Origin of the sequence: Streptomyces sp. NPDC090108 (assembly GCF_044747185.1) — a bacterium.
Taxonomy (GTDB): domain Bacteria; phylum Actinomycetota; class Actinomycetes; order Streptomycetales; family Streptomycetaceae; genus Streptomyces.
The window spans coordinates 523,170-547,563 of record NZ_JBIVDQ010000005.1 but is presented as its reverse complement, the minus strand read 5'-3'; the positions used below and the strand labels follow the sequence as shown (position 1 = coordinate 547,563).

Sequence of the window (24,394 nt, the reverse complement as noted above, 5' to 3'; positions counted from 1 at the left end):
TTGTCACGGGTTCGTTCCTGGGTCTCTCAGGGGGCGCTGATCAGGGCTTGTAGTCGACGGGGAGGTTGGCGGCCTTCGCGCCGGTCGGCGGGATCTGGAGGGTCTTGAGCGCGAACTCCATCACCTGCTTGTAGATCGGGCCGCAGATCTGGCCGCCGTAGTAGCTGCCGCTGGTGGCGTTCTGGATGGCGCAGTAGACGGTGATGCGCGGCTTGTCCGCGGGGGCGAATCCGGCGAACGAGGAGGTGTAGCCGTGGTAGCGGCCGGTGGCCGGATCCACCCGGTTGGCGGTGCCGGTCTTTCCCGCGACCCGGTACCCGGGGATGCGGGCCTTGATGCCGGTGCCCTGCTCGTCGTCGACGACCGACTCCAGCATCTGGGCCAGGGTCCGGGCCGTCTTCGCGCTGACCACGCGGGTGCCGGCGGGCCGGGGCGCGGGGGTGAAGCGGCCGTCGGCGCCCTTGGTGCCGCGCACCAGGGTCGGCGCGACGCGCACGCCGCCGTTGGCGATCGTCGAGTAGACGGAGGCGGCCTGCATGGCGTTGATGGAGAAGCCCTGGCCGAAAGGGATCGTGTACTGCTGCGAGGTGGACCACTTGCCGGGGGCGGCGAGGATGCCGGGGGTCTCGCCGGGGAAGTGGAGCCCGGTGTAGCCGCCGATGCCGAACTTGCGCAGGTAGGAGTAGAGGACCTTGTTGGCCTCGGGCTGGGTCCTGCCGAGCTGGCCGGTGGCGAGGATGGTGCCGATGTTGCTGGACTTGGCGAGCACCCCGTTGAGGGTGAGGTGCCAGGTGCCGTGGTCGACGTCGTCCTGGAAGAGCCGGTCGCCGCGGTGCAGCCGGTTGGGTACGACGACATGGGTGAGCGGGGTGGCCGCGTTCTCCTCCAGTACGGCCGCCATCGACATCACCTTGGCGGTGGAGCCGGGTTCGTAGGCGTCCTGGAGGGCCGCGTTGCCCATGGCGTCGGCGTGCGCCTTGGTCAGGTCGTTGGGGTCGAAGCCGGGCGAGTTGGCCATGGCCAGGATCTGGCCGGTGCGGGTGTCCTGGACGACGACGTAGCCGCGGTCGGCCCTGGACTTCTTCACCTGCTCGGAGATGGCGCTCTGCGCGGCCCACTGGATGTCGCGGTCGATGGTCAGCTCGATGTCCGAGCCGGGCACGGCCGGTGTCTCGGTGGAGCCCGCGGTGGGCACCTCGCGGCCGCCGGACTGGGCGTAGCGGATCTTGCCGTTCTTGCCGGACAGCTGCTTGTCCAGCTCCTGCTCGATGCCGCCGCCGCCCTGACCCTCGGAGTTGACCCAGCCGAGCAGTCCCGCGGCCAGTTCGCCGCCCGGGTACACGCGCTGGCTGCTGGGGTCGGCGAAGACCCCGGCGAGCACGTTGGCCGACGCGGGGTCCTGCTCGGCCTTCTTGGCGAGCGCGGCCTTGAGGTCCTTGATCTGCTTCCAGACCTGCGGGGTGCGCCGGGTGGCGAGCCGGGCGTAGCGGGAGGCCGTGTTGGCGGGCCTGAGCTTGCGCACGAGGTCGGCCTGGTCCTGGTCCAGGATCGGCGCGAGCAGCGCGGCGGCCTGCTCCGGACCGTCGGCGATCTTCAGCTGCTCCTTGGAGAACATCATCGGGTCGGCCGTGATGTCGTACGCGTCCTCGCTGACGGCGAGCGCGACGCCGTCGCGGTCGGTGATCCCGCCGCGCTCGGCGGTCAGGGTGTGCACCACGTACCGGTTCTGCTCGGCCTTGGCCGCGTAGGTGCTCGCGTCGACCGCCTGCACCTGGAGCAGCCGTACGACGAAGGCGAGCATCACCAGGGTGAGCGCGAGGCCGACCAGCCGCAGCCGGGGCCGGGGGCTGCCCAGCCGGAGGGTGCGCTGCGCCGGGGGCCTGGGGCCGGACGGGCGGCGGGCGGGGCGGGCCCCGGGGCCGGGCTGCCGCCGCACGGCGTTGCGCGGCCGGGGAGGCCGGGCGGGCCCGGGCACGCGGCGGCGCGGCGCTTGCCTGTCGGACACTTCCGTCACCTGCCGGGGGTCGTCGGGGTGGAGGCGGGCTTGAGCGTGGCGGGCGGTGCCGCCGGGGCGGCGCCCGGCGCGGAGGCCGCGGGCCGCTCGGCCCGGGGGGCCTGCGGGGCCGCGGGCCGCGGGAGCCTCGGGGAGGCGGACCCCGGCGCGGCGGGTGCGGCAGGGGCGGCGGGGCCGCTCGGTGATCCCGGCGCCGGGGAGGCCGGCGGTGGTGCGGTGGCGGAGCCCGGGGCCGGGGAGGCGGCGGCGTGGCCGGCGCCGGGGGTGAGCGCCTCGGGGGCGAGCGGGCCGGTGAGGGCGGCGGACTCGGGGGCGGCGCTGGGCACGCCCTTGACGGTGCCGCCGGGGCCGAGGAACGCGGGGTCGCCGCCGGGGACCATGCCGAGTTCCCGGGCGCGGCGCTGGAGGGCGTCGGGGGACGAGTAGGCGTCGATGTCCCGCTGGAGCGCCTGTTCCTCGTCGGTCAGGCTCTTCGTCCGCCGCTGGAGGTCGTCCAGCCGGAACGAGCCTTCGCTGAGCGCGGAGTTGAGCACGAGCAGGCCGATGAGACCGCCGCCGAGGAGCAGGACGACGAGGAGCACGAACGGGGTGCGGGCCGCCCGGGCGCGGCCGGCCGGCAGGAGCCGGGCCAGCCGGGCCGCCCTCCCCTTCAGCGCGGGTTTCCTGCTCACTGGCCCTCCGGCGGGTCGCACGGGCCCCTCCGGAGGGTTCGGTCGTCCAGCAGGCACCGTTCGCTCACTCGGCGTCCTCCCTGATCCGCTCGGCCCCGCGCAGTCGCGCGGGGGCGGCCCGGCGGTTCTCGGCGATCTCTTCCTCGGTGGGAAGTTCGGCACCGCGGGTGAGCAGCTTGAGCCGGGGCTGGTAGCGCTCGGGCACGACGGGCAGCCCGGGCGGCGCGGTGTTGGCGGCGCCGGCCGCGAACACCTGCTTCACCAGCCGGTCCTCCAGCGAGTGGTACGACAGCACGGCCACGCGGCCGCCGACGGAGACCGCCTTCACCGCGGCCGGAATGGCCCGCTCCAGGACGGACAGCTCGCCGTTGACCTCGATGCGCAGCGCCTGGAAGGTGCGCTTGGCCGGGTTGCCGCCGGTGCGCTTGGCGGCCTGCGGCAGGGCGTCCCGGATCAGCTCGACGAGCCGCGCGCTGTTGCTGAACGGCTCCTTGTCACGCTCACGGACGATCGCGGAGACGATCCGCTTGGCCTGCTTCTCCTCGCCGTAGGCGCGCAGGATCCGTACCAGCTCACCGGCCGGATAGGTGTTGAGGACCTCGGCGGCGCCGATACCGGACGTCTGGTCCATGCGCATGTCGAGGGGGGCGTCCTGGGCGTAGGCGAACCCGCGGTCGGCCTCGTCCAGTTGCATGGAGGAGACACCGAGGTCGAACAGGATGCCCTGCACACGGGGGATGCCGAGGCGGTCCAGGACCTCGGGCAGTTCGTCGTAGACGGCGTGCACGAGGGTGGCGCGCTCGCCGAAGGGGGCGAGCCGCTCGCCGGAGAGCCGCAGGGCCTCCTTGTCGCGGTCGAGGCCGATCAGCCGGACCTCGGGGAACCGGGTCAGCAGTGCCTCGCTGTGCCCGCCGAGACCGAGGGTGCAGTCGACGACCACGGCTCCCGGCTCGCCGAGGGCGGGCGCCAACATGTCCAGGCACCGCTGGAGCATCACCGGGACGTGTCGACTCTGGCTCAAGGGGGCCTCTCAGTTCCGGCGGGCCGGACGTACCGCCGGGTCCCCGCCCTCCCGGCCGACGCCGGGGTGCCCCCGGTGAAGGGGAGGCGGCCGGCGCCGGAAGCGTCAGCCGACCGGGAGCGGCAGGAGGCCGAGCCGTACGTACGCGCCGCGCACGCGGGGAGACACCGGGCGGGTGCCGGGTCTCCATGGGTTTCACCAGCAGGGAAGACGGGCCTCCCGCTTCGCGTCACTTTAGTCCACCCTGTCTCGCGGTCAATCAACCGGCCTGCGCGTCGCGTAGCGCATCCGGACCGGAGCCGCAATCCGGCGTGATTCACCCGCCCGGCTCTGTTTTGCCCTCCGTATGGGTTAGCTCACAACAAGCCGCAATGACGTTCTTTGTCCCCTCTCACAGCGGGCCGGGACCGTAGGCGACCAGTAACGTCTTGTGTATGTCGACTTCCGCAGCAGTTCCCACTGGATCCGAAGGCGCCATAACGGGCAGCCACTCGGTGACCGACCGCCTTGTCGAGGCCAACCAGAAGTACGCGGCCGCGTTCACCGACCCGGGCATGGACGCCCGGCCCGTCCTCCAGGTCGCGGTCGTGGCCTGCATGGACGCCCGGCTCGACCTGCACGCCGCGCTCGGCCTCCAGCTCGGCGACTGCCACACGATCCGCAACGCCGGCGGCGTCGTCACCGACGACGTGATCCGCTCGCTGACCATCAGCCAGCGGGCGCTCGGCACCCGCAGCGTGGTGCTGATCCACCACACCGGGTGCGGTCTGGAATCGCTCACCGAGGAGTTCCGGCACGAGCTGGAGATGGAGGTCGGCCAGCGCCCGGCGTGGGCGGTGGAGTCCTTCCGCGACGTGGACCAGGACGTGCGGCAGTCCATGCAGCGGGTGCGTACCTCGCCGTTCCTGCTGCACACCGACGACGTGCGCGGCTTCGTCTTCGACGTGCGCACCGGTCTGCTGCGCGAGGTCGACCCGGCCTGACCCCGGCCGCCGGCGCGCCCGGCCCGGCCGCCCGTCCGGGTGCCGCCCCGCACGAGGGGCGACGCCCGGACGGACCCGATCCGGACGGAACTCCGCGCTCCCGGGCTCGAATACACCGTCGAAAAGCCGTAAGACCGACATCGTGCGCGCAGTTGTCCACAGGCGAGTGACACGAATCGGTAACGGCGGCAAGAATGCGGGGGTGGCGTCGCGCGGAACTGATCCGTTCCGCGCGGTGTCCGTGTTTCGGGGTGGGCCGGATTCGCATCGCAGAGCGCCGGCCCGGGCAAAAAACGGGCCGAGGAGTGCCGGGTGACGATCTATGACGATCAGGCGAGCCACGGGGGTCCCCCCGCTCGGGTGGAACCGGGTACGGGGGCGGCGGACCTGACCGCCACCGTGGAGCGTGTCCGCGGTTCGGTGGAGAGTGTGATCGAGGGCAAGCCCGAGGTCGTACGGCTCGCGCTGACCGTGCTGCTCGCCGAGGGGCACCTGCTCATCGAGGACGTGCCCGGCGTGGGCAAGACCATGCTCGCCAAGGCGCTGGCCCGGTCCATCGACTGCTCGGTGCGGCGCATCCAGTTCACACCCGACCTGCTCCCGTCGGACATCACCGGCGTGTCCATCTGGGACCAGCAGCGCCGCGACTTCGAGTTCAAACCGGGCGCCGTGTTCGCGCAGATCGTGATCGGCGACGAGATCAACCGCGCCTCGCCCAAGACCCAGTCGGCGCTCCTGGAGTCGATGGAGGAACGGCAGGTCACCATCGACGGGCAGACCTACGAACTGCCCAGCCCCTTCATGGTGGTGGCCACCCAGAACCCGGTCGAGATGGAGGGCACCTACCCGCTCCCCGAGGCCCAGCGCGACCGCTTCATGGCCCGGGTCTCGGTCGGCTACCCGAGCATCGAGGCCGAGCTGCAGATGCTGGACATCCACGGCGGGGCCTCCCCGCTGGACGACCTCCAGCCGGTGGCGCACGCCCACGAGATCGTGAAGCTGGTCGAGGCGGTGCGCGGGGTGTACGTCGCCGAGGCCGTCCGCAGATACGCGGTGGAACTGGTGGCGGCCACCCGCAGCCACCCCGATCTGAGACTCGGCGCCTCGCCGCGCGCGACGCTGCACCTGCTGCGCGCGGCGAAGGCCTCCGCGGCCCTGAGCGGCCGGGACTACGCGCTGCCGGACGACGTGCAGGCGCTCGCCGCCGCCGTCCTCGCCCACCGCCTGCTGCCCACCGCCCAGGCCCAGCTGAACCGCCGTACGGCCGAGCAGGTCGTGCTGGAGATCATCCAGCGCACCCCGGTCCCCTCGGCCCCGCAGACGGGGACCGGCTCGGGCGGCTCCGCGGGATCCGCTCCGGCGTATCCGCAGCGGCCCCCGCGGAGCCGCTGATGAACACCGGGGGGACGGACGGGGCGGACACCGGCCAGGGGGAGACGGGCGGTGTGCGGACCGCCCTGGCGGGCCTCACCACCCGCGGGAGGTCCTTCCTGGCCGCCGGGATCGCCGCGGCCGTGTGCGCCTACGTGCTGGGCCAGAGCGACCTGCTGCGGGTCGGCCTGCTGCTCGCCGTACTGCCCCTGATCTGCGCGGCCGTGCTGTACCGCACCCGCTACCGGGTGGCCGCGGACCGCCGCCTCTCCCCCGCGCGCGTGCCCGCCGCGTCCGAGGCCCGTGTGCACCTGCGGATGGACAACGTCTCCCGGATGCCCACGGGCCTGCTGATGCTCCAGGACCGGGTGCCCTACGTCCTCGGGCCCCGGCCCCGCTTCGTCCTGGACCGGGTCGAACCGGGCGGCCGGCGCGAGGTGTCCTACCGGGTCCGCTCCGACCTGCGCGGCCGCTATCCGCTCGGCCCGCTCCAGCTGCGGCTGAGCGATCCGTTCGGGATGTGCGAACTGACCCGGTCCTTCGCGGCGTACGACACCCTCACGGTCGTACCGCGCGTGGAGCCGCTGACGCCGGTCCGGTTCGGCGGCGAGGCCTCCGGGTACGGCGACGGGCGGCAGCGCTCGCTGGCGCTGGCCGGGGAGGACGACGTGATCCCGCGCGGCTACCGCTACGGCGACGACCTGCGCCGGGTCCACTGGCGCTCCACCGCCCGCCACGGCGAGCTGATGGTGCGCCGCGAGGAGCAGCCGCGCCGCTCCCGCTGCACCGTGCTGCTCGACACCCGCAGCCTCGCCTACCGGGGCGCGGGCCCCGACTCGGCGTTCGAGTGGGCCGTCTCCGGCGCCGCCTCGGTCCTGGCGCACATGCTCGAACGCGGCTTCTCGGTGCGGCTGCTGACGGACAGCGGCAGCGCGGTGCCCGGCGAGGGCGCGGACGGCTGGTCGGGCACCGGCCAGGAGGCCGCGGACGCGGCCGGGCTGATGATGGACACCCTCGCCGTGATCGGCCACTCGGACGGCGCGGGCCTGTCCCGGGCGTACGACGTGCTGCGCGGCGGGAACGAGGGACTGCTGATCGCCTTCCTCGGCGACCTCGACGAGGAGCAGGCGACGCTGGCGGCCCGGATGTGCCGGTCCGGCGGCGGAGCGGTCGCCTTCGCGCTGGACCCGGACACCTGGGTGCGGGAGACGGCCGACGGCCCCGCTCCCGGCGGCGGCCGGCACGAGGACCGGCTGCGGATGCTGCGCGAGGCCGGCTGGACGGCGATGAGCGTGCCGCGCGGGTCCTCGCTGGACGGACTGTGGCGGCAGGCGGACCGTGAGCGGTCGGGCCTGACCGTGGCGAGCGGGGAGGCACGGGGATGAGCGGGCGGGCACGACTGGCGCTGTGCGCCGCGGCGGCGACGCTGATGGCCGCCTGCGCGCTGCTGCCCCTGGTCGCCGAGCCCATGTGGCTGCTCCAGGCGGCGCTGCTGGTGGCCGCCCAGACCGGGGTGGGCGCGGCGGCCCGGCGGGTGCCGCTGGCGCGGCCGCTGACCGTGGCCGTCCAGGCCCTGGTCTCGGTGATGCTGCTGACCCTGTTCTTCGCCCGGGAGCACGCGCTCGCCGGGCTGGTCCCGGGTCCGGACGCCGCGCAGCACTTCGCCCTGCTGCTCCGGCAGGGCTCGCACGACGTGAGCAGGTACGCGGCGCCCGCGCCGGTCACCGACGGCATCCGGCTGATGCTGATCGGCGGCGTGCTGGCCGTGCACCTGCTGGTGGACACCCTCGCGGTGACCTTCCGCGGCGCGGCCCCCGCCGGGCTTCCCCTGCTCGCGCTGTACTCGGTGGCCGCCGGGCTGTCCGACGGCGCGGCGGACTGGCTGTGGTTCCTGGTGGCGGCGGCCGGCTATCTGATGCTGCTGCTCGCGGAGGGCCGGGACCGGCTGGCGCAGTGGGGCCGGGTCTTCGCGGGCGCGCCCCGCGTTCCGGGCGCCCCCGAGAGCGGCGCGGTGGCCCCGGTGCGCACCGGGCGGCGCATCGGCGCGGTGGCGCTCGGCGTCGCCCTGGTGGTGCCCATGGCGCTGCCCACGATGCGGGAGGGTCTGCTGGGGCCCGCCGGGGCGGGGGCCGGCGCGGGCGACGGCGGCGGCACGATCTCCGCGGTCAATCCGCTGGTGTCCCTGCGGGACAGCCTGAACGCGGACAGCGACCGGCAGGTCCTGTCCCTGCGGACCAGCGCGGACGACCTCTCGGACCTGTACGTGCGGATCGTCTCCCTGGACGATTTCGACGGCACCACCTGGAAGCCGGCCCAGCGGCGGATCGTGGGCGTGCCGGACGTCTTCCCGGCGCCGCCCGGACTGGCCCCGGACGTCAGGCACACCACGGTCAGGACCACGGTGAACGCCGCCGACTGGTACGCGCAGGACTGGCTGCCGATGCCGTACCCGCCGAGCGGTGTGCGCATCGGCGGGCACTGGCGGTACGAGCCCGCGGGGATGACGCTGGTGGGCGACCACGGCCAGACCACGCGGGGCGCGGCCTACGTGGTGGACAGCCTGGAGGTGCGGCCGACGTCGGAGCAGCTGGCCGGGGCCCCGGCGCCGCCGGCCGCGCTGGAGCGGGACTACACCCGGGTCCCCGGCCGGCTGCCGAAGGTGGTGGCCCGCACGGCCAGGGAGGTCACCGCGGGCGCGGCGAACCACTACGAGGAGGCCGTCAGGCTGCAGGACTGGTTCGCGGTCGACGGGGGCTTCACCTACGACACCCGGGTCGAGGTCGGGCACGGTCCGGACGCCATCGCCAACTTCCTGCGGGACAAGCAGGGTTTCTGCGTCCACTTCTCCTTCACGATGGCCGCGATGGCCCGCACCCTCGGCATCCCGGCCCGGGTGGCGGTCGGCTTCGCGCCGGGCACTCCGCAGGCGGACGGCTCGGTGTCGGTGAGCCTGAAGGACGCGCACGCGTGGCCCGAGCTGTACTTCCAGGGGGTGGGCTGGACCCGCTTCGAGCCCACCCCGAGCCGGGGGACCGTGCCGTCGTACACGCGGTCCGAGAAGCCGGGCACCGCCCAGCCGGACCCGGAGCTGCCGTCCCGCGGGGCGTCCTCGGCGCCGTCGGCGGCGGCCTCGGAGGCCGCGCGCTGCGCGGGTGTGGCCCACCGGCCGGACGACTGCGGCGGCCCGACCGCCGCGGTGGCGGTTCCGGGCGGGGGCGGCGGTCCCTGGACCGGGCTGTGGGCCGCGCTGATCGCGCTGGGCGCGCTGGCGGTCCTCGCGGTGCCGCTGTCGCCGATGCTGTGGCGGCTCCGGGCGCGTTCCCTGCGGCTGGGCGGGCGCGACCGGTCCGAGGAGGGCGCGGCGGCGCACACGCTGGCGGCCTGGCGGGAGCTGACCGACAGCGCCTGGGACCTGGGGATCGTGCCGGACGAGTCGCAGACCCCGCGCGGGGCGGCGGCCCGGATCGTGCGGCTCGGGCGGCTCGACCCGGAGGCGGGGGCCGCGGTGCACCGGGTGGCGGAGGCGCTGGAGCAGGTGCTGTACGCGCCCCGGCCGCGTCCGGTGACGGGGCTGGCCCAGGACGTGCGCCGGGTGGTCACCGCGCTGAACGGCGCGGCGGACCGCAGGACCCGGCTGCGCGCACGGTTCGCGCCGCGCTCCGCGGTACGCGCGCTGTGGTCGCTCCGGGCCCGCTGGACGGCCCTCGGCACCCGCGTCACCAGCGCCCTCCCGCCCCTGCGCCCACGACCGACAGGCCCCCGCGGCTGACACCGGGCCACGCCGGGCGGCCTGACTGCGAGCCGCCCGGCGCGGCGCGGGCCTGTCGGCGCGGCGCGGGTCGCCCGGCGCGGCGCGGGCCTGTCGGCTCGGGGCCGCCGGCTCGGCTCAGCCCTGTCGGCCTCACCGGACTGACCTGCTGGGCCCCGGCCTGCGGGCCTTCGGGCAGGCCGACGGGTCCGGTGAGGGCGGCGGCACGGGGGGTGCGCCGGGACCGGTGGGTCCTGTCGGGGCGGTGGTGGGTGGAGGCATGCGTGAGGGGTGGTCCACCGGCTGGTGGGCCACCCCTCACGCATGTCCGCTGTGGTCCGCGTCCGGCGCGGACGGGGTCAGTACCCCTGTTCGTCCCGGCGGCGCTGCCAGCGCTGCTCGATCCGGTCCATCATGGAGCGCTTCTGCCGGGGATGGCGCACCCCTCGGCGCGCGGCACCCGAGGGACCGCCGCGGCCGGCACGGCCCACGTGTCCCGCGGGGTGCTCGCCGGGCTTGGGCGCCTTGCGCCAGCCGGTGACGGCCAGCACGGCGCAGCCGAGCATGACGAGGAAGCCCACCACGCTGATCCAGATCTGCTGGGCGACCATCCCGGCCATGAGGAGCGCGATACCCACGAGGAAGCCCGCGACCGCCTGGTAGACCCGCCGCCGGGTGTACGTCCGCAGCCCGTTTCCCTCAAGCGCTGACGCGAACTTGGGATCTTCGGCGTACAGCGCTCGCTCCATCTGCTCGAGCATGCGCTGCTCGTGCTCCGAGAGCGGCACGGAGTCCTCCTCATCGTGCAGTCGCCGGGGCGACCCGGGGGGTCCCTTCAGGATAGGCAGGGAATCGCCCCCGAGAAACCCGCCCCTCTACGCCAATCGGCCAACCGGAGCCCGCCATGACCGGCCCGGCTCGCTGAGGCTTGCATTCCCCGGCGGCCGACCCGTCATGCCGGACGGTGTACCTCGATCATACGGCGCAAACCCCTCGATCGGGGGGCTTGTGGCGTACTCCATCTGCCGTCGCGCCCCTGATCAGCGGCGCGCCGCGGGTGACGCTCAGGCCTCCGCGGCCCCCCGCGGCACGCCGAGTACGTGGATCTGGGTGGCGACGGAGTGGAAGGCGGGCAGTTCGGCCGCGGCGGCCTCCAGCCTGAGCAGGGCGTCGAGGGCGCCGGGTTCGGTGTCGACGAGGACGCCGGGCACCAGGTCGGCGAAGACCCGTACGCCGTGCACGGCGCCCGCGGCGAGGCCCGCGCCCTCGACGAGCGCGGTGAGCTGCTCGGCGGTGAAGCGGTGCGGGACCGGGTCCCCGGCGCCCCAGCGGCCTTCGGGGTCGGTGAGCGCGTGCCTGGCCTCCGTGAAGTGGCCGGCGAGGGCACGGGCGAAGACGGCACCGCCGAGTCCGGCGGCGAGCAGGCTGAGCACACCGTCGGGGCGCAGCGCGGCGACGACGTTGCGCACGCCCTCCGCGGGGTCGTCGACGTACTCCAGGACCCCGTGGCAGAGCACGGCGTCGTAGTCGCCGCGCCCGACCACGTCGAACAGGCCCTGGGTGTCCCCCTGGACGCCCGTGACCCGGTCGGCCACCCCGGCCTCGGCGGCGCGGCGCTCCAGCGCGAACAGGGCGTTGGGGCTGGGGTCGACGACGGTGACGTGGTGGCCCAGGCGGGCGACGGGGACGGCGAACTTGCCGCTGCCTCCCCCGGTGTCGAGCACGTCCAGCGCGTCCCGTCCCGTGGCCTTGACCCGCCGGTCGAGGGCGTCCTGGAGGACCTCCCAGACCACGGCGGTACGGGCGGAGGCGCGGGGGCGCATCGGGTCCGGCACGGCAGTTGACTCCTCGGCGCGGCACCGCCTGTTGCCCGGCGGCGCGATCGGGGTTCCCCTCCGGTCCCGGTGCGGGGGGACGGGAGGTCTCAGGGCCTCACCCTATTGCCTGGGCCGCCGCCCCCGGCCACCTGGGACGGGCGCGTCTCGCAGGTCGGACGGGTCGCCGGCCGCGTTCCCGCGGGGCGGGGGCAGCGCGGGGCGGAGGAGCATGCGTTCGACGAGGCGGAGGAACATCGCCACGTCGCGCAGGAGGTCGTCGGCGTCGCGCGGCGAGGCCGCGCCCCGTATGCCCGCCTCGGCGCGGGCGCGGCGGGCGGCGCCGGAGGCGAACAGGGCGCTCCACTCGGTCAGTTCGGGGGCGACCTCGGGGAGCACCTCCCAGGCGCTGCGGATCCGGGCCCGGCGGCGCGGGGAGGTCTCGGGCCGGCCGCGGGCGGCGAGCACGGCGGCGGCGGTGCGCAGGGCGGCGAGGTGGGCCGTGGCGTACCGCTCGTCGGGGTTCTCCAGGACGGCGGCCTCGTCGAGTCCGGCGTGGGCCTGGGCGAGCAGGCCGAGGGCGGCGGGCGGGACGGGGGCACGGTGGGGCACGGGGTGCGCGTCGCCCGGCGGGCCGGCCGGTGAGGGGGCGCCGGCGCGGCGCAGGGGGGAGGCGGCTGCGGAGGGGTTGGCCATGACGAACCTCCTGTCGTCCGGGTCACGGCACGTCCCGGTACGGGGGTGCCGTATGCGCCCATCGTGGGGTATGGCACTGACAATCCGTTCTGACCTGCTGTTTCCCGCTGTCTCCCGCTGCTCCGGGCTCGCGTCCCGCAGGATCCGGCGCCGCCCGCCCACGGTCTCTCTCCGTGAACGCCCGGCCGGTTGTCAGTGGGGTGTGGCAGGCTCGTTCGCGTGACCACCCCACCTTCCGAAGCCCAGCGTCTGCGCGACCTCGCCCGGCTGCGCCGCGTCCGCGACCGCATGGACCGGGAGTACGCGAAGCCGCTGGACGTCGAGGCGCTCGCCCGCGGGGTGCACATGTCGGCCGGACACCTCAGCCGCGAGTTCCGGCGCGCCTACGGCGAGTCGCCCTACGGCTATCTGATGACGCGGCGGATCGAGCGCGCGATGGCGCTGCTGCGCCGCGGCGATCTCAGCGTCACCGAGGTCTGCTTCGCGGTCGGCTGCCAGTCGCTGGGCACGTTCAGCACCCGCTTCGCCGAACTGGTCGGCATTCCGCCCAGCGCCTACCGGCAGCAGGCGGCGCGGGCGACGGCCGGGATGCCGTCGTGCGTGGTGAAGCAGGTCACGAGACCGGTCAGGAATCGAGAAGCACGGCCGTCGGGCCGCGGTTAGCGTGGCCGCCATGAACCTGGACATCCACGCGGCCTTCCTGCCGCACGACGACCCGGAGGCCTCCCTGGCCTTCTACCGCGACATCCTGGGCTTCGAGGTCCGCAACGACGTGGGGTACGGCGGAATGCGCTGGATCACGGTCGGGCCGCCCGGCGGGGCCGGCACGGCGCTCGTGCTGCATCCGCCGGCCGCGGATCCCGGGGTCACGGAGGAGGAGCGGCGGACCATCGCCGAGATGATGGCCAAGGGGACGTACGCCATCGTCACCCTGGCCACCGACGACCTGGACGGCACCTTCGACCGGATCCAGGCGGCCGGCGCCGAGGTCGTGCAGGAGCCGACCGAGCAGCCGTACGGGATCCGTGACTGCGCCTTCCGGGACCCCGCGGGCAACCTGATCCGCGTCAACGAGGTGCGCTGAGCGGTCCGGAGCCCCGGACGGACAGAGGGAGCCGCAGACCCGGACCGATGCGGCCACAGGCTGATGCAGCCCCGGACAGATGGAGACACGATGACCACGGCCACGGGCCAGGACCCGCAGTCGCCCGCGCCGCACGCCGCCGACGGCCATGACCTGATCCGCGTGCACGGCGCGCGCGTGAACAACCTCAGGGACGTCAGCGTCGAGATCCCCAAGCGCCGGCTGACCGTCTTCACCGGCGTCTCCGGCTCGGGCAAGAGCTCGCTGGTGTTCGGCACGGTCGCGGCGGAGTCGCAGCGGCTGATCAACGAGACGTACAGCGCGTTCGTGCAGGGCTTCATGCCCTCGCTCGCGCGCCCCGACGTCGACGTGCTGGACGGGCTGACGACGGCGATCATCGTCGACCAGCAGCGGCTGGGCGCCGATCCGCGTTCCACGGTGGGCACCGCCACCGACGCCAACGCGATGCTGCGCATCCTCTTCAGCCGGCTCGCGGCGCCGCACATCGGGCCGCCGAGCGCGTACGCGTTCAACGTCCCCTCGGTCCGGGCGAGCGGCGCGATCACCGTCGAGCGGGGCGCCCGGAAGGCGGTGAAGGCGACCTTCACCCGCACCGGCGGCATGTGTGTGCGCTGCGAGGGCCGGGGCGCGGTCACGGACATCGACCTGACGCAGCTGTACGACGCGGACAAGTCGCTCAACGAGGGCGCGCTGACGATCCCCGGCTACAGCATGGACGGCTGGTACGGCCGCATCTTCGGCGGCTGCGGCTTCTTCGACCCGGACAAGCCGATCAGCAGGTTCACGAAGCGGGAGCTGCACGACCTTCTCCACAAGGAGCCGGTCAAGATCAAGGTCGACGGCGTCAACCTGACGTACGAGGGTCTGATCCCGAAGATCCAGAAGTCGATGCTGTCCAAGGACGTCGACGCGCTGCAGCCGCATGTGCGGGCCTTCGTGGAGCGGGCGGTCACCTTCACCACGTGCCCGGAGTGCGAGGGGACGCGGCTGAGCGAGGCGGCCCGGACGTCACGGATCGACGGGGTGAGCATCGCCGACGCGTGCGCGATGCAGATCAGCGACCTGGCCGACTGGGTCCGCGGTCTCGACGAGCCGTCGGTGGCGCCGCTGCTGACGGCGCTGCGGCAGTCGCTCGACTCGTTCTCGGAGATCGGCCTCGGCTATCTCTCGCTGGACCGGCCCGCGGGCACCCTGTCGGGCGGCGAGGCGCAGCGCGTGAAGATGATCCGCCATCTCGGCTCCTCGCTCACGGACGTCACGTACGTCTTCGACGAGCCCACGACGGGTCTGCACCCGCACGACATCCAGCGGATGAACGGCCTGCTGCTGCGGCTGCGGGACAAGGGCAACACGGTGCTCGTCGTGGAGCACAAGCCGGAGGTCATCGCGATCGCCGACCATGTGGTGGACCTCGGTCCGGGCGCCGGCACGGCGGGCGGCACCATCTGCTTCGAGGGCACCGTCGAGGAGCTGCGCGCCGGCGACACGGTGACCGGGCGTCATCTGGACGACCGCGCCAAGGTCAAGGAGGCGGTGCGCAGGCCCACCGGGGCGCTGGAGATCCGCGGCGCGAGGACGCACAACCTGCGCGATGTCGACGTGGACATCCCGCTCGGGGTGCTGACCGTCGTGACGGGTGTGGCGGGCTCCGGGAAGAGTTCGCTGGTGCACGGTTCGATCCCGGCGGGCGCGGGCGTGGTGTCCGTGGACCAGAGCGCGATCCGGGGTTCGCGGCGGAGCAACCCGGCGACGTACACCGGTCTGCTGGACCCGGTCCGCAAGGCCTTCGCCAAGGCCAACGGCGTCAAGCCCGCGCTGTTCAGCGCCAACTCCGAGGGCGCCTGCCCGACCTGCAACGGCGCCGGGGTCGTCTTCACCGACCTGGCCATGATGGCGGGCGTGGCCTCCACCTGCGAGGAGTGCGAGGGCAGGCGGTTCGAGGCCTCGGTGCTCGAATACCGCCTCGGGGGGCGGGACATCAGCGAGGTGCTGGCGATGCCGGTGGCCGAGGCCGAGGAGTTCTTCGCCGACGGCGAGGCGCGCGTCCCGGCCGCCCACCGGATCCTGCGGCGGCTGTCCGACGTGGGGCTCGGCTATCTCACCCTGGGGCAGCCGCTGACCACCCTGTCCGGCGGCGAGCGGCAGCGGCTGAAGCTGGCCACGCACATGGCGGACAAGGGCGGGAGCCCGGCCGTCCTCGTACTCGACGAGCCGACCGCCGGCCTGCACCTGGCCGACGTCGAGCAGTTGCTCGGGCTGCTCGACCGGCTCGTGGACTCCGGCAGGTCGGTCGTCGTCGTGGAGCACCACCAGGCGGTCATGGCGCACGCCGACTGGATCATCGACCTCGGCCCCGGCGCCGGTCACGACGGTGGCTCGGTCGTCTTCGAGGGCACCCCGGCCGACCTGGTCGCCGCCCGTTCCACCCGCACGGGCGAGCATCTCGCCCTGTACGTGGGCGGCTGAACTCCCCCGGGACCGGCCGCTCGTGGGCCCCGGCAGGCGTGGGCCCCGCGTCGCACCCACGGTGTGACGCGGGGCCCACGCCTGTCTTCTTGCCCCGCCCGCCGGTTCGGGCATACTTTTGTACTGACCAGTCAGTTCAAAAGGTGGGGGAAGCCTGTGCACGGCGTCGACGTCGTGGCCGAGGGGCTCGGCCTCAAGGGGCCACAGGGGTGGGTGTTCCGCGAGGTGACGGTCCGGGCGGAGCCCGGCTCGCTGATCGCGGTGGAGGGAGCCTCCGGCGAGGGACGCACCTGTCTGCTGCTCGCGCTCACGGGGCGGATGAAGCCGACGGCGGGGACGGCCTCGGTCGGCGGCCTCGCGCTGCCGCGCCGCATGGCGGCCGTGCGGCGGACCAGCGCGGTGGCCAACGTGGCCGGTGTCACCGACCTGGAGCCGGCCCTGACCGTCGGCGAGCACCTGCGGGAACGGGCCCTGCTGCAGCGCCGGTTCGGCGACTCGCTGCGCGAGGCGCTGCAGCCCCGCCCGGACCGGACGCACGAGGCGCGGCTGCGCGCGGACGCGGCCCTGGCCGCCGCCGGGCTGGACCTGGAGTCGCTGCCCAAGGGCTCCCGCACGGCGGTGCGGGACCTGGAGCGGCTGGAGGCGCTGCGGCTGTCCGTGGCCCTGGCCCTGATCGGCCGGCCCCGGCTGCTCGCGGTGGACGACGTCGAGCTGAAGCTCTCGGCGGACGAGCGCGCCGAGGTGTGGAAGCTGCTGCGCTCGCTCACACGCGCGGGGACAACGGTCGTGGCGGTGTGCCGTACCGCCCCGGAGGACTGCGTCGCCGTACCCACCCGCCCCCGTGACCGGAAGGAGCAGGCCGATGCGCTCACCCCGACTGGCCGCGCTTGAGCTGAGGCGGTTCACCCGGGGCAGGCTGCCCCGCGCCGCCCTGGCCGCGCTGCTCCTGCTGCCGCTCCTCTACGGCGCCCTGTACCTGTGGTCGTTCTGGGACCCGTACGGCAGGCTGGACCGCGTCCCGGTGGCCCTGGTGAACGACGACAAGGGGGCCACCGTCGACGGGAAGCGGGTCGCCGCCGGGGACGGCATCACGGCCGCCCTGCGCGGGAGCCGCACCTTCGACTGGCACGAGGTCGACGACGCCGAGGCCCGCCGGGGCGTCGAGGACGGCACCTACTACCTGTCCCTGACGATGCCGGCCGACTTCAGCGAGCGGATCGCGTCGAGTTCGGGCGGCTCCCCCGAGACGGGCGCGCTCCAGGTGCGCACGAACGACGCGAACAACTACATCGTCGGCCAGATCTCCCGGACGGTCTTCAACGAGGTCCGCTCGGCCGCCTCCGCCAGGACCTCCCGCACCTTCCTGGACCGGATCTTCGTCTCCTTCTCCACCCTCCACGACCGGACGGAGACGGCCGCCCGGGGCGCCGACCGGCTGGAACGCGGCCTGGACAAGGCGGAGAAGGGGTCCAAGGACCTCGCCGACGGACTGAAGGACGCGAGGAGCGGCAGCGCCAGGCTCTCCAAGGGACTGACGAAGCTCACCAAGGGCGCGGGGACGCTGGAGGACGGCTCACGGCAGGTCGCCGCGGGCACGCAGACCCTCGCGGACAAGGTCGACGGGGTCTACGGCAAGGCCGGCCCCTACCTGAAGGACAACCAGAAGACCATCGGGGACTCCGCCCGGCTGGTCGCCGACTCGGCAGCCACGGTCCAGGACAATCTCGACGTCCTGGTGAAGCTCGCCCCCGGCGCGGCCAGGACGGCCCACGCCTCCGCCGCCGTCCTCGACGGCGTCTACCGGGCGCGCTGCGCGAGCGCCGCCCCGTCCACCCCCGTCCTCCCCGACCCCGTGTGCCCGGACCTCAAGAGGGCCAGGCAGGCGGCCGACGACGTGGCGAAGGTCGGGGACGACCTGAACACCCTGATCGCCGACCAGAACGGCGATCTGACGACCATGCGGAACAACCTGGGCACCCTCCAGAAGCAGGCCCGGGCCCTGGCCGCCCGCGCGCCGCATCTGTCCGAGGACGTCGCCGACGCCGTCGAGAAGATCGACAAGCTGAACGACGGCGCGGCCCGGGTGGCCGCGGGCGCGCAGAGGCTGCACGCCGGACTCGGCACCGCCCGGACCGGCGCGGACCGGCTGGACAAGGGCATCGGCACCGCCGCCTCGGGCGCGAAGACCCTGCACAGCGGCCTGTACCGGCTGACCGGCGGCTCCGGGGAGCTCGCCACGGGCCTGCACGACGGCGCGCGGCGGATCCCCGACTACGACAAGCCGGACCGCGACCGGCGCACCGGCGTGATGGCCGACCCGGTCCGGCTGTCCGCGCAGGACCTGCACAAGGCGCCGAACTACGGCACCGGGTTCGCCCCGTACTTCATCCCGCTGTCGCTGTGGGTGGGCGCGATGGTCGCCTACATGCTGATCCCGCCGCTCAACCGGCGTGCCCTCGCGGCCGGTTCCTCCGCCGTGCGGATCGCGCTCGCCGGCTGGCTGCCGGTGGTCGCGCTGGGCGTGCTCCAGACGGCGGCCCTGATGTCGGTCCTGCACTGGGGCCTCGGGCTGCGGATGGCCCGGGCGGCGGGAACGGTCGGCTTCCTGTTCCTGGTCACGGCGTGCTTCGCGGCGATCGTGCAGTGGCTGAACGCCCGCTTCGGCGCGGCGGGCCGGATCCTCGTCCTGGCGCTGCTGATGCTCCAGCTGACCTCCGCGGGCGGCACCTACCCGGTGCAGACCAGCCCGCGCTTCTTCAACGTGCTCCACCCGCTGCTGCCGATGAGCTACGTCGTGGCGGCGCTGCGCCGGCTGATCACCGGCGGCGGGACCGGCCCGGTGTGGCAGGCGTGCGCCGTGCTCGCCGCGTTCACCGCGGGCGCCCTCGCGCTGACCGCGCTGGCGGCCCGGCGCCGCCAGGTGTGGACGCTGTCCCGGCTGCACCCCGAGCTGAGCCTGTGATCCCCAAGCAGACCCCGGGGGCCCGCGCACCTGTGAGAATCGGGTCCATGGAAAGCACCAGCAGCGCGTCCGGCGCCAGCACGCGCCGCGAGGCGACCCGGCAGAGGCTGTACGAGGCGGCCGTCACCCTCATCGCCGAACAGGGCTTCTCCGCCACCACGGTGGACGAGATCGCCGAGCGGGCCGGGGTGGCGAAGGGCACGGTCTACTACAACTTCGCGAGCAAGTCGGTCCTCTTCGAGGAGCTGCTGCGGCACGGTGTGGGCCTGCTCACCGCTTCGCTGCGCGAGGCGGCCGAGCGGACGGCGGCCGGGGGCGGGAGCCGGGTGGACGCCCTGGACGCGATGGTCCGCGCGGGCCTGGTCTTCATCGACCGCTACCCGGCCTTCACCCAGCTGTACGTCGCGGAGCTGTGGCGCACCAACCGCGCCTGGCAGTCGACCTTGATGGTGGTGCGCCAGGACGCCGTCGCGGTCGTCGAGGGCGTGCTGCGCGAGGGCGTGGCGGCGGGCGAGTTCAGCGAGGAGATCGACGTCCAGCTGACGGCGGCGGCGCTGGTCGGGATGGTCCTGGTCGCCGCGCTGGACTGGAAGGCCTTCCAGCCGGAGCGTTCCCTGGACGACGTCCACGCGGCGCTGTCCCGGCTGCTCCAGGGCCGCGTGAGCGGCAAGGGCTGAACCGGGCGGAGGGCAAGGGCTGAACCGGGCGGAGGACAGGGGCCGAGCCCGGCGGAGGGCGACGGCCGGGCCGGGCGGAGGGCGACGGCCGGGCCCGGGGAGCGGGCGGCACGACACGGCGGGAGGCGCCGGTCCCCTCAAGGACCGGCGCCTCCCGGCTTCCCCGTGTTCCCCCGTGCTTCCCCGTGTTCCCCCGGGTCCCCGTGCGGGAGCGGCAGGCGGGCGGGCACCGTTCCGCCGCCCCGTGTCGGCGGTGCCGGGGCCGCGCCCTCTTGCCGTGCTCCACTCTGCCGTTTCCGCAGGCCGCGGCCCATCCGCGCGGATACTCATCTCGCCGGGTAGGTACGGATACTCAGTTCTCCGTGCGCGTGCCCGCCCCATCGCGCCGCGGCCTGGTTACCATCGCGTCCGTGGATGTACTCCCCCTGGTCTTCACGAGCGGCTGGGCGAGCGGTGTCAACGCCTACGTGGTGGTGCTGCTGCTCGGCCTCTTCGGCAGGACGGGGGTGAGCGACGACATCCCCCAGGCGCTCCAGCGCCCCGAGGTGCTGATCACCGCCGGCGTGCTCTTCCTGTGCGAGGCGGTCGCCGACAAGATCCCGTACGTCGACTCGGTGTGGGACTCCGTGCACACGGTGGTCCGGCCGCTCGCCGGCGCCTGGATCGGGGCCCTGCTCGCCGGACAGAGCGGCTCGCTCCCGGACGTGGCCGCCGGTCTGCTCGGCGGTTCGACCGCGCTGGCCAGCCACACCGTGAAGGCCGGCACCCGCATGGCCGTCAACACCTCGCCCGAGCCGGTCAGCAACTTCGTGCTGAGCTTCGCCGAGGACCTCGGGGTCGGCGGCATCGTCTCGCTGGCAATGTTCCACCCGGAGGCGGCGGCGATCATCGCGGGCGTGGCTCTCCTCGCCGGGCTGGCGGTCCTGTGGTTCCTGGCCTCCCGGGTCCGGCGCTTCCTGCGGCGCCGGGCGCAGCGGCGGGAGGAACGGCGGCTGGCCGCGCGGGAGGCCGGCCACCACGGCCACCGGGACCGGCAGGAGACACCCGGACCGCCCGACGCGCCGGGAACCCCCGGAGCGCCGGGAGCGCCCGCGCCGCCAGGGCCTTCCGGCCCGCCCGGACCGCCCCGCTGAGGCCGCTCGCCGGGCCGCCCGCGCGCCGGGCCGCCGGCGGCGGTCGATAAAGTCGCGGTCATGGCACGGATTGCGGTGATCGGCGCCGGGATGGGCGCGATGGCGGCCGCTGCCCGGCTGGCCGTCGCGGGCCACCGGGTGGCGGTGTACGAGCGTACGGAGACGTACGGCGGCGCGGTGCGCCGTTTCGAGCGGGACGGGTTCTCCTTCGACACCGGGCCCGGGCTGCTGACGCTGCCCGCCGTCTACCGCGACCTGTTCGTGAAGACCGGCAAGCGGCCGCTGGAGGACGTGGTCGAGCTGGTCCAGGTCGACCCCTCCGCGCGGCACGTCTTCGCGGACGGCACCCGGGTGTCCCTGCCCAACGCCTCGCGGGCGGGTGTCGTCACCGCTCTGGACGAGGCCCTGGGCGCGGGAGCCGGACAGCGCTGGGGCGACTTCCTGGTGCGGGCCCGCGAGGCCTGGGACCGTACCCGCCGGCCGCTGCTGGAGGAGCCCCTGTGGCCGAACTGGCAGGTCCTGGCCGAGCAGGAGCCGTATCCGGCCGTACCCCACAAGCGCCTGCTGCGCACGCGCCGGGCCCGCACCCTCGCCGAGGTCGGCGCCTGGGAGCTGCGCGACGAGCGCCTGGCGGACCTGCTGGGCGGCCACGCGCTCGCGTACGGCCTCGACCCCCGCCGCGCACCGGCGAGCGCGGCCGTGCTGCCGTACATGGAGCACGCCTTCGGCACCTGGTACGTGCGCGGCGGACTGCGGGAGCTGGCACGCGCGGTGTACGAGCGGTGCGTGGAGCGCCGCGTCGAGTTCGTCTTCGGTGCCGAGGTCACCGGGATCGTGGAGAAGGACGGCCGGGCCGCCGGGGTGGAGCTGGCCGGGGGCACGGTGGCGGAGGCGGACCACGTCGTCGCGGACCTGGACCCGGCGGGGCTGCGGGCGCTGACGGAGCGTCCGCTGGACGCGGAGAGTGACGTGCGGCCCGATCCGGTCGCGCCGCCGGCCGGCCGGTTCGGTCTGCTCCTGGCGCTGCGCGGCGGACGCGAGGCGGACGCGGCGCACCGTACGGTCGTGCACGCGCCGGACACCCGAAGGGAGTTGGACCTCCTGGTCTCCGCGGGCGGCGACGCGCCCGTGTGCCCCACGGTGACGGTGCTGCGCCCCGACGACGCCGCCCTGCGGCCGGACGACGCCCATGAGTCGGTGGTGGTGTCCGCGACGGTGCCGGCGCGGGCCGGCTGGGAGTCGCGGGACACGGTCCGCGCCTACACGGACTTCCTTCTGGAGGCCGCCGGGCGGGCGGTGCCCGGTCTGCGCGAGCGTCTGCTGTGGCACGAGGCGCGCACTCCGGCGGACACCGGGGCCGAGACGGGCAGCGGCGCGGGTTCCGTGCCCGCTCCGGCGCTCGCGGCGGGCGGGGGCCGTTTCCTGCACCCGGCGAACACCACCCGGCTGCCCGGTCTGTACCGGGTGGGCGGCTGGTCCCACCCGGGCGGCGGGCTGGCGCACGCCGGGATGTCGGGTGCGCTGGTGGCCGGACTGATCGTGGAGGGACCGGACTTCCGCGGCTCGCAGTGAACCGCGGCCGCTGTCAGTAGCGGTACTGCTCGTCGTACCCGTTCCCCGGCTGCTGCGCGTGGCCCTGGTACGGGTACGCCTGCTGCTCCTGCGGGAGTTCGCCGCCGTAGGTCTCGTCGGTGCGCTGCTGCGGCACCCAGACCCCGCCGGCCGGCGTCTCGCCGTAGCCGCCGGTGCCGTACGCCTCCTGGCCGTAGCCCTGCTGGGCGTAGTTCTGCTGGCCGTAGCCGGCGTCGTAGGAGCCGTCGCCGTAGGACTGGCTGCCGACGTACGGGTCGGAGTAGTTGGCGTAGCCCTGCTGGCCGGAGGCGTCGTAGCCGTACTGCTGTTGCTGCCCGTAGCCGGAGTAGTCGTAGGCGTAGGCCTGGTCGGCGCCCTGGGGCTGGGGCTGGGCGGCGCCCGCGTGGGCGGGGTCGCCGTAGACGCCGTAGGAGCCGGTGTCCTCGGGCATGGGCTGGGGTTCGTAGACCGCGGTGGTCTCGGCGGCGGCCGCCTCGGGGGCGCGGGCCGGGGTGAACACGTCGTCGGAGTCGAACTCGTCGCGCGCGTAGGCCTCCTGGCCGTAGCCGCGGCCCGCGTCGGCCCGGTCGTCCTGGCCGTAGCCGGGTTCCCCGCCCGCGGCGTCCTCGGCGTGACCGAGGTCGCCCTCGTCGTCGGGACCGTGGTCCTCGCGGTCCGCCTTGCCGCGGCGACGCTTGGTGACGGCGCCGCCCTCGTCACCGTCCTCGTCGGGACGCTTGACCGCCCAGCCGGCCGAGAAGCCGCGCCGGAAGGACAGCGTGACGTAGGTCTGGCCGATCGCGAACGCGATCGCGCCCAGGCCGATGACGACGACTGACGGGATCAGCACACCGAGCACGACGCCGAGGAAGCCGCCGAACGCCAGCAGCCGCCAGCGCAGTCGCGCCTTGTACTGAAGCAGAACCTCGCCGAGCAACCACAGCGCGACGATGCCGAACGCGATGTAGAGGACCGTCCAGCCCATGTACGCCCCTCTCCCAGTGACCGCTACGCAGTGTGTCGTATGACCGTGCGGCCGGTCTAGGCCTGCGGGGGGTGGTGCAGGCCCAGGTTCTCGTAGATTTCCAGGGTCGCCGTGGAGTTGTTGAGCGTGATGAAGTGCAGTCCGGGCACTCCCTCGGACAGCAGCCGTGCGCAGAACTCCGTGGCGAAGTCGATGCCAATGGAGCGTACAGCCGCCGGATCCTCCTTCGCTGCGAGGATCCGCTCTTTGAGCTCCCGCGGGAAAGCCGCATTGCTGAGTTTGGGCAACCTTTCCAGCATCTTCACACTGGTGACGGGCAGCACCTCGGGGATGACCGGGGTCTCGCAGCCCGCGGCGGCGACCCGGTCGCGCAGGCGCAGATACGACTCCGGCTGGAAGAACATCTGCGTGATGGCGTAGTCGGCGCCCGCACGGCACTTGTCGACGAAGTGCGCGACGTCGGTGTCCCAGTCGGCGGAGCGCGGATGCATCTCCGGGAAGGCGGCGACACCGACGCAGAAGTCGCCCGACTCCTTGATGAGGCGCACGAGTTCGGCCGCGTAGGCCAGGCCGCGGGGGTGCGCCACCCACTCGCCCATCGGGTCGCCGGGCGGGTCGCCGCGCACGGCGAGCATGTTGCGGATGCCGGCGTCGGCGTACTGGCCGATGATGTTGCGCAGCTCGGCGACGGAGTGGTCGACGGCGGTCAGGTGGGCGACCGGGGTGAGCGTCGTGTCGACGACGATCTGCTGGGTCTCCTTGACGGTGGTCGCGCGCGTGGAACCGCCGGCACCGTAGGTGACGGACACGAAGTCCGGCGCCACGGCCTCCACCCGGCGCAGCGCGTCCCACAGACCGCGCTCGCCCTTGGGGGTCTTCGGCGCGTAGAACTCGAACGAGTACGTCGTCTTGCCGGTGGCCAGGATCTCGCGCACGGTGCGCGCGCGATCGGTCCTGGTCGATGCGGTTCCAAGGGCCATACCCGCAGGTTAGCCACGGGCGGGCCGACTCCCAACCGGGCATCGGCGAATTGACCGAATTACCGGCTTCCTGTCCACCCCTTGGGACGCCGGGCCGCGCGGGGTCCGGGGAGACCCTCCGTGACCGGCCCCGCGGTGACGGCGGGAAAAGCCCCGCTCACGCCCCGGTCGAGCCCGCTCCGACCCCGCTCACGCT

General features: G+C 74.1%; 20 protein-coding genes. 12 read left to right on the top strand and 8 right to left on the bottom strand.

Annotated features, from left to right (window positions below):
* Nucleotides 1-40: 40 nt before the first annotated feature.
* The 3 genes from ACIPRD_RS20675 to rsmH all read right to left on the bottom strand — a co-directional run bounded on the left by ACIPRD_RS20675 (nt 41) and on the right by rsmH (nt 3,706).
* Nucleotides 41-2,005 (bottom strand): penicillin-binding protein 2, encoded by a 1,965-nt coding sequence (locus ACIPRD_RS20675; RefSeq protein ID WP_356398538.1) that lies wholly within the window; start codon nt 2,003-2,005, stop codon nt 41-43.
* Nucleotides 2,006-2,010: 5 nt separating this feature from the next.
* Entirely contained in the window at nt 2,011-2,685 is a 675-nt protein-coding gene (locus tag ACIPRD_RS20670; RefSeq protein ID WP_356398536.1) for a septum formation initiator family protein, read from the bottom strand.
* A 64-nt stretch (nt 2,686-2,749) separates the two neighbouring features.
* A complete protein-coding gene (gene rsmH, locus ACIPRD_RS20665; RefSeq protein WP_356398534.1) occupies nt 2,750-3,706 on the bottom strand; it encodes a 16S rRNA (cytosine(1402)-N(4))-methyltransferase RsmH in 957 nt (318 codons plus the stop codon).
* Nucleotides 3,707-4,140: 434 nt separating this feature from the next.
* Here rsmH and ACIPRD_RS20660 point away from each other — a divergent pair, with 434 nt between their 5' ends.
* The 4 genes from ACIPRD_RS20660 (at nt 4,141) to ACIPRD_RS20645 (ending at nt 9,829) form a co-directional block, all read left to right on the top strand.
* Entirely contained in the window at nt 4,141-4,689 is a 549-nt protein-coding gene (locus tag ACIPRD_RS20660) for a carbonic anhydrase (protein ID WP_356398532.1), read from the top strand.
* Between the two features lie 312 nt (nt 4,690-5,001).
* Nucleotides 5,002-6,081, top strand: a complete 1,080-nt coding sequence (locus ACIPRD_RS20655) for an AAA family ATPase (RefSeq protein ID WP_401564861.1) — start codon at nt 5,002-5,004, stop codon at nt 6,079-6,081.
* On the top strand, nt 6,081-7,445 hold the full coding sequence (locus ACIPRD_RS20650; protein ID WP_356398530.1) for a DUF58 domain-containing protein: 1,365 nt from the start codon (nt 6,081-6,083) through the stop codon (nt 7,443-7,445). Before ACIPRD_RS20655 ends, ACIPRD_RS20650 begins: the two co-directional genes overlap by 1 nt.
* Nucleotides 7,442-9,829, top strand: coding sequence for a DUF3488 and DUF4129 domain-containing transglutaminase family protein (locus ACIPRD_RS20645; RefSeq protein WP_401564858.1), 2,388 nt, complete (start codon nt 7,442-7,444; stop codon nt 9,827-9,829). Before ACIPRD_RS20650 ends, ACIPRD_RS20645 begins: the two co-directional genes overlap by 4 nt.
* Before the next feature lie 338 nt (nt 9,830-10,167).
* Here ACIPRD_RS20645 and ACIPRD_RS20640 read toward each other — a convergent pair whose 3' ends face one another.
* From ACIPRD_RS20640 to ACIPRD_RS20630, 3 genes are all read right to left on the bottom strand, one after another.
* Nucleotides 10,168-10,596, bottom strand: coding sequence for a DUF3040 domain-containing protein (locus ACIPRD_RS20640; RefSeq protein WP_356398527.1), 429 nt, complete (start codon nt 10,594-10,596; stop codon nt 10,168-10,170).
* 276 nt (nt 10,597-10,872) lie between these two features.
* Nucleotides 10,873-11,643: a methyltransferase gene (locus ACIPRD_RS20635; RefSeq protein ID WP_401564855.1), complete on the bottom strand. Its 771-nt coding sequence runs from the start codon at nt 11,641-11,643 to the stop codon at nt 10,873-10,875.
* A gap of 102 nt (nt 11,644-11,745) precedes the next feature.
* Nucleotides 11,746-12,318 carry an SAV_6107 family HEPN domain-containing protein gene (locus ACIPRD_RS20630; protein WP_356398523.1) on the bottom strand — a complete coding sequence of 191 codons (573 nt, stop codon included), beginning with the start codon at nt 12,316-12,318 and terminating at the stop codon, nt 11,746-11,748.
* A gap of 288 nt (nt 12,319-12,606) precedes the next feature.
* Here ACIPRD_RS20630 and ACIPRD_RS20625 point away from each other — a divergent pair, with 288 nt between their 5' ends.
* The 8 genes from ACIPRD_RS20625 to ACIPRD_RS20590 all read left to right on the top strand — a co-directional run bounded on the left by ACIPRD_RS20625 (nt 12,607) and on the right by ACIPRD_RS20590 (nt 22,233).
* Nucleotides 12,607-12,981: a helix-turn-helix transcriptional regulator gene (locus ACIPRD_RS20625; RefSeq protein WP_401565162.1), complete on the top strand. Its 375-nt coding sequence runs from the start codon at nt 12,607-12,609 to the stop codon at nt 12,979-12,981.
* Between the two features lie 10 nt (nt 12,982-12,991).
* The gene (locus tag ACIPRD_RS20620) at nt 12,992-13,402 is read left to right on the top strand and encodes a VOC family protein (protein WP_356398518.1); all 411 of its coding nucleotides are present in this window, start codon (nt 12,992-12,994) and stop codon (nt 13,400-13,402) included.
* Nucleotides 13,403-13,492: 90 nt separating this feature from the next.
* Nucleotides 13,493-15,889 (top strand): ATP-binding cassette domain-containing protein, encoded by a 2,397-nt coding sequence (locus tag ACIPRD_RS20615; protein ID WP_401564853.1) that lies wholly within the window; start codon nt 13,493-13,495, stop codon nt 15,887-15,889.
* Nucleotides 15,890-16,045: 156 nt separating this feature from the next.
* A complete protein-coding gene (locus ACIPRD_RS20610) occupies nt 16,046-16,780 on the top strand; it encodes an ATP-binding cassette domain-containing protein (protein WP_356398512.1) in 735 nt (244 codons plus the stop codon).
* Entirely contained in the window at nt 16,752-18,851 is a 2,100-nt protein-coding gene (locus ACIPRD_RS20605) for a YhgE/Pip family protein (protein WP_401564850.1), read from the top strand. The genes ACIPRD_RS20610 and ACIPRD_RS20605 overlap by 29 nt, the downstream gene beginning before the upstream one ends.
* 47 nt (nt 18,852-18,898) lie before the next feature.
* Nucleotides 18,899-19,528, top strand: coding sequence for a TetR/AcrR family transcriptional regulator (locus ACIPRD_RS20600; RefSeq protein WP_356398506.1), 630 nt, complete (start codon nt 18,899-18,901; stop codon nt 19,526-19,528).
* 410 nt (nt 19,529-19,938) lie between these two features.
* Nucleotides 19,939-20,661: a DUF4126 domain-containing protein gene (locus ACIPRD_RS20595; RefSeq protein ID WP_401564846.1), complete on the top strand. Its 723-nt coding sequence runs from the start codon at nt 19,939-19,941 to the stop codon at nt 20,659-20,661.
* A gap of 60 nt (nt 20,662-20,721) precedes the next feature.
* Entirely contained in the window at nt 20,722-22,233 is a 1,512-nt protein-coding gene (locus ACIPRD_RS20590) for an NAD(P)/FAD-dependent oxidoreductase (RefSeq protein WP_356398500.1), read from the top strand.
* Between the two features lie 13 nt (nt 22,234-22,246).
* On the opposite strand, the gene ACIPRD_RS20585 is transcribed toward ACIPRD_RS20590, so the two are convergent.
* Both ACIPRD_RS20585 and metF read right to left on the bottom strand, forming a co-directional pair.
* Nucleotides 22,247-23,218, bottom strand: coding sequence for a hypothetical protein (locus tag ACIPRD_RS20585; RefSeq protein WP_401564843.1), 972 nt, complete (start codon nt 23,216-23,218; stop codon nt 22,247-22,249).
* Between the two features lie 56 nt (nt 23,219-23,274).
* A complete protein-coding gene (gene metF / locus ACIPRD_RS20580; RefSeq protein ID WP_356398494.1) occupies nt 23,275-24,198 on the bottom strand; it encodes a methylenetetrahydrofolate reductase [NAD(P)H] in 924 nt (307 codons plus the stop codon).
* Between the last annotated feature and the right edge of the window lie 196 nt (nt 24,199-24,394).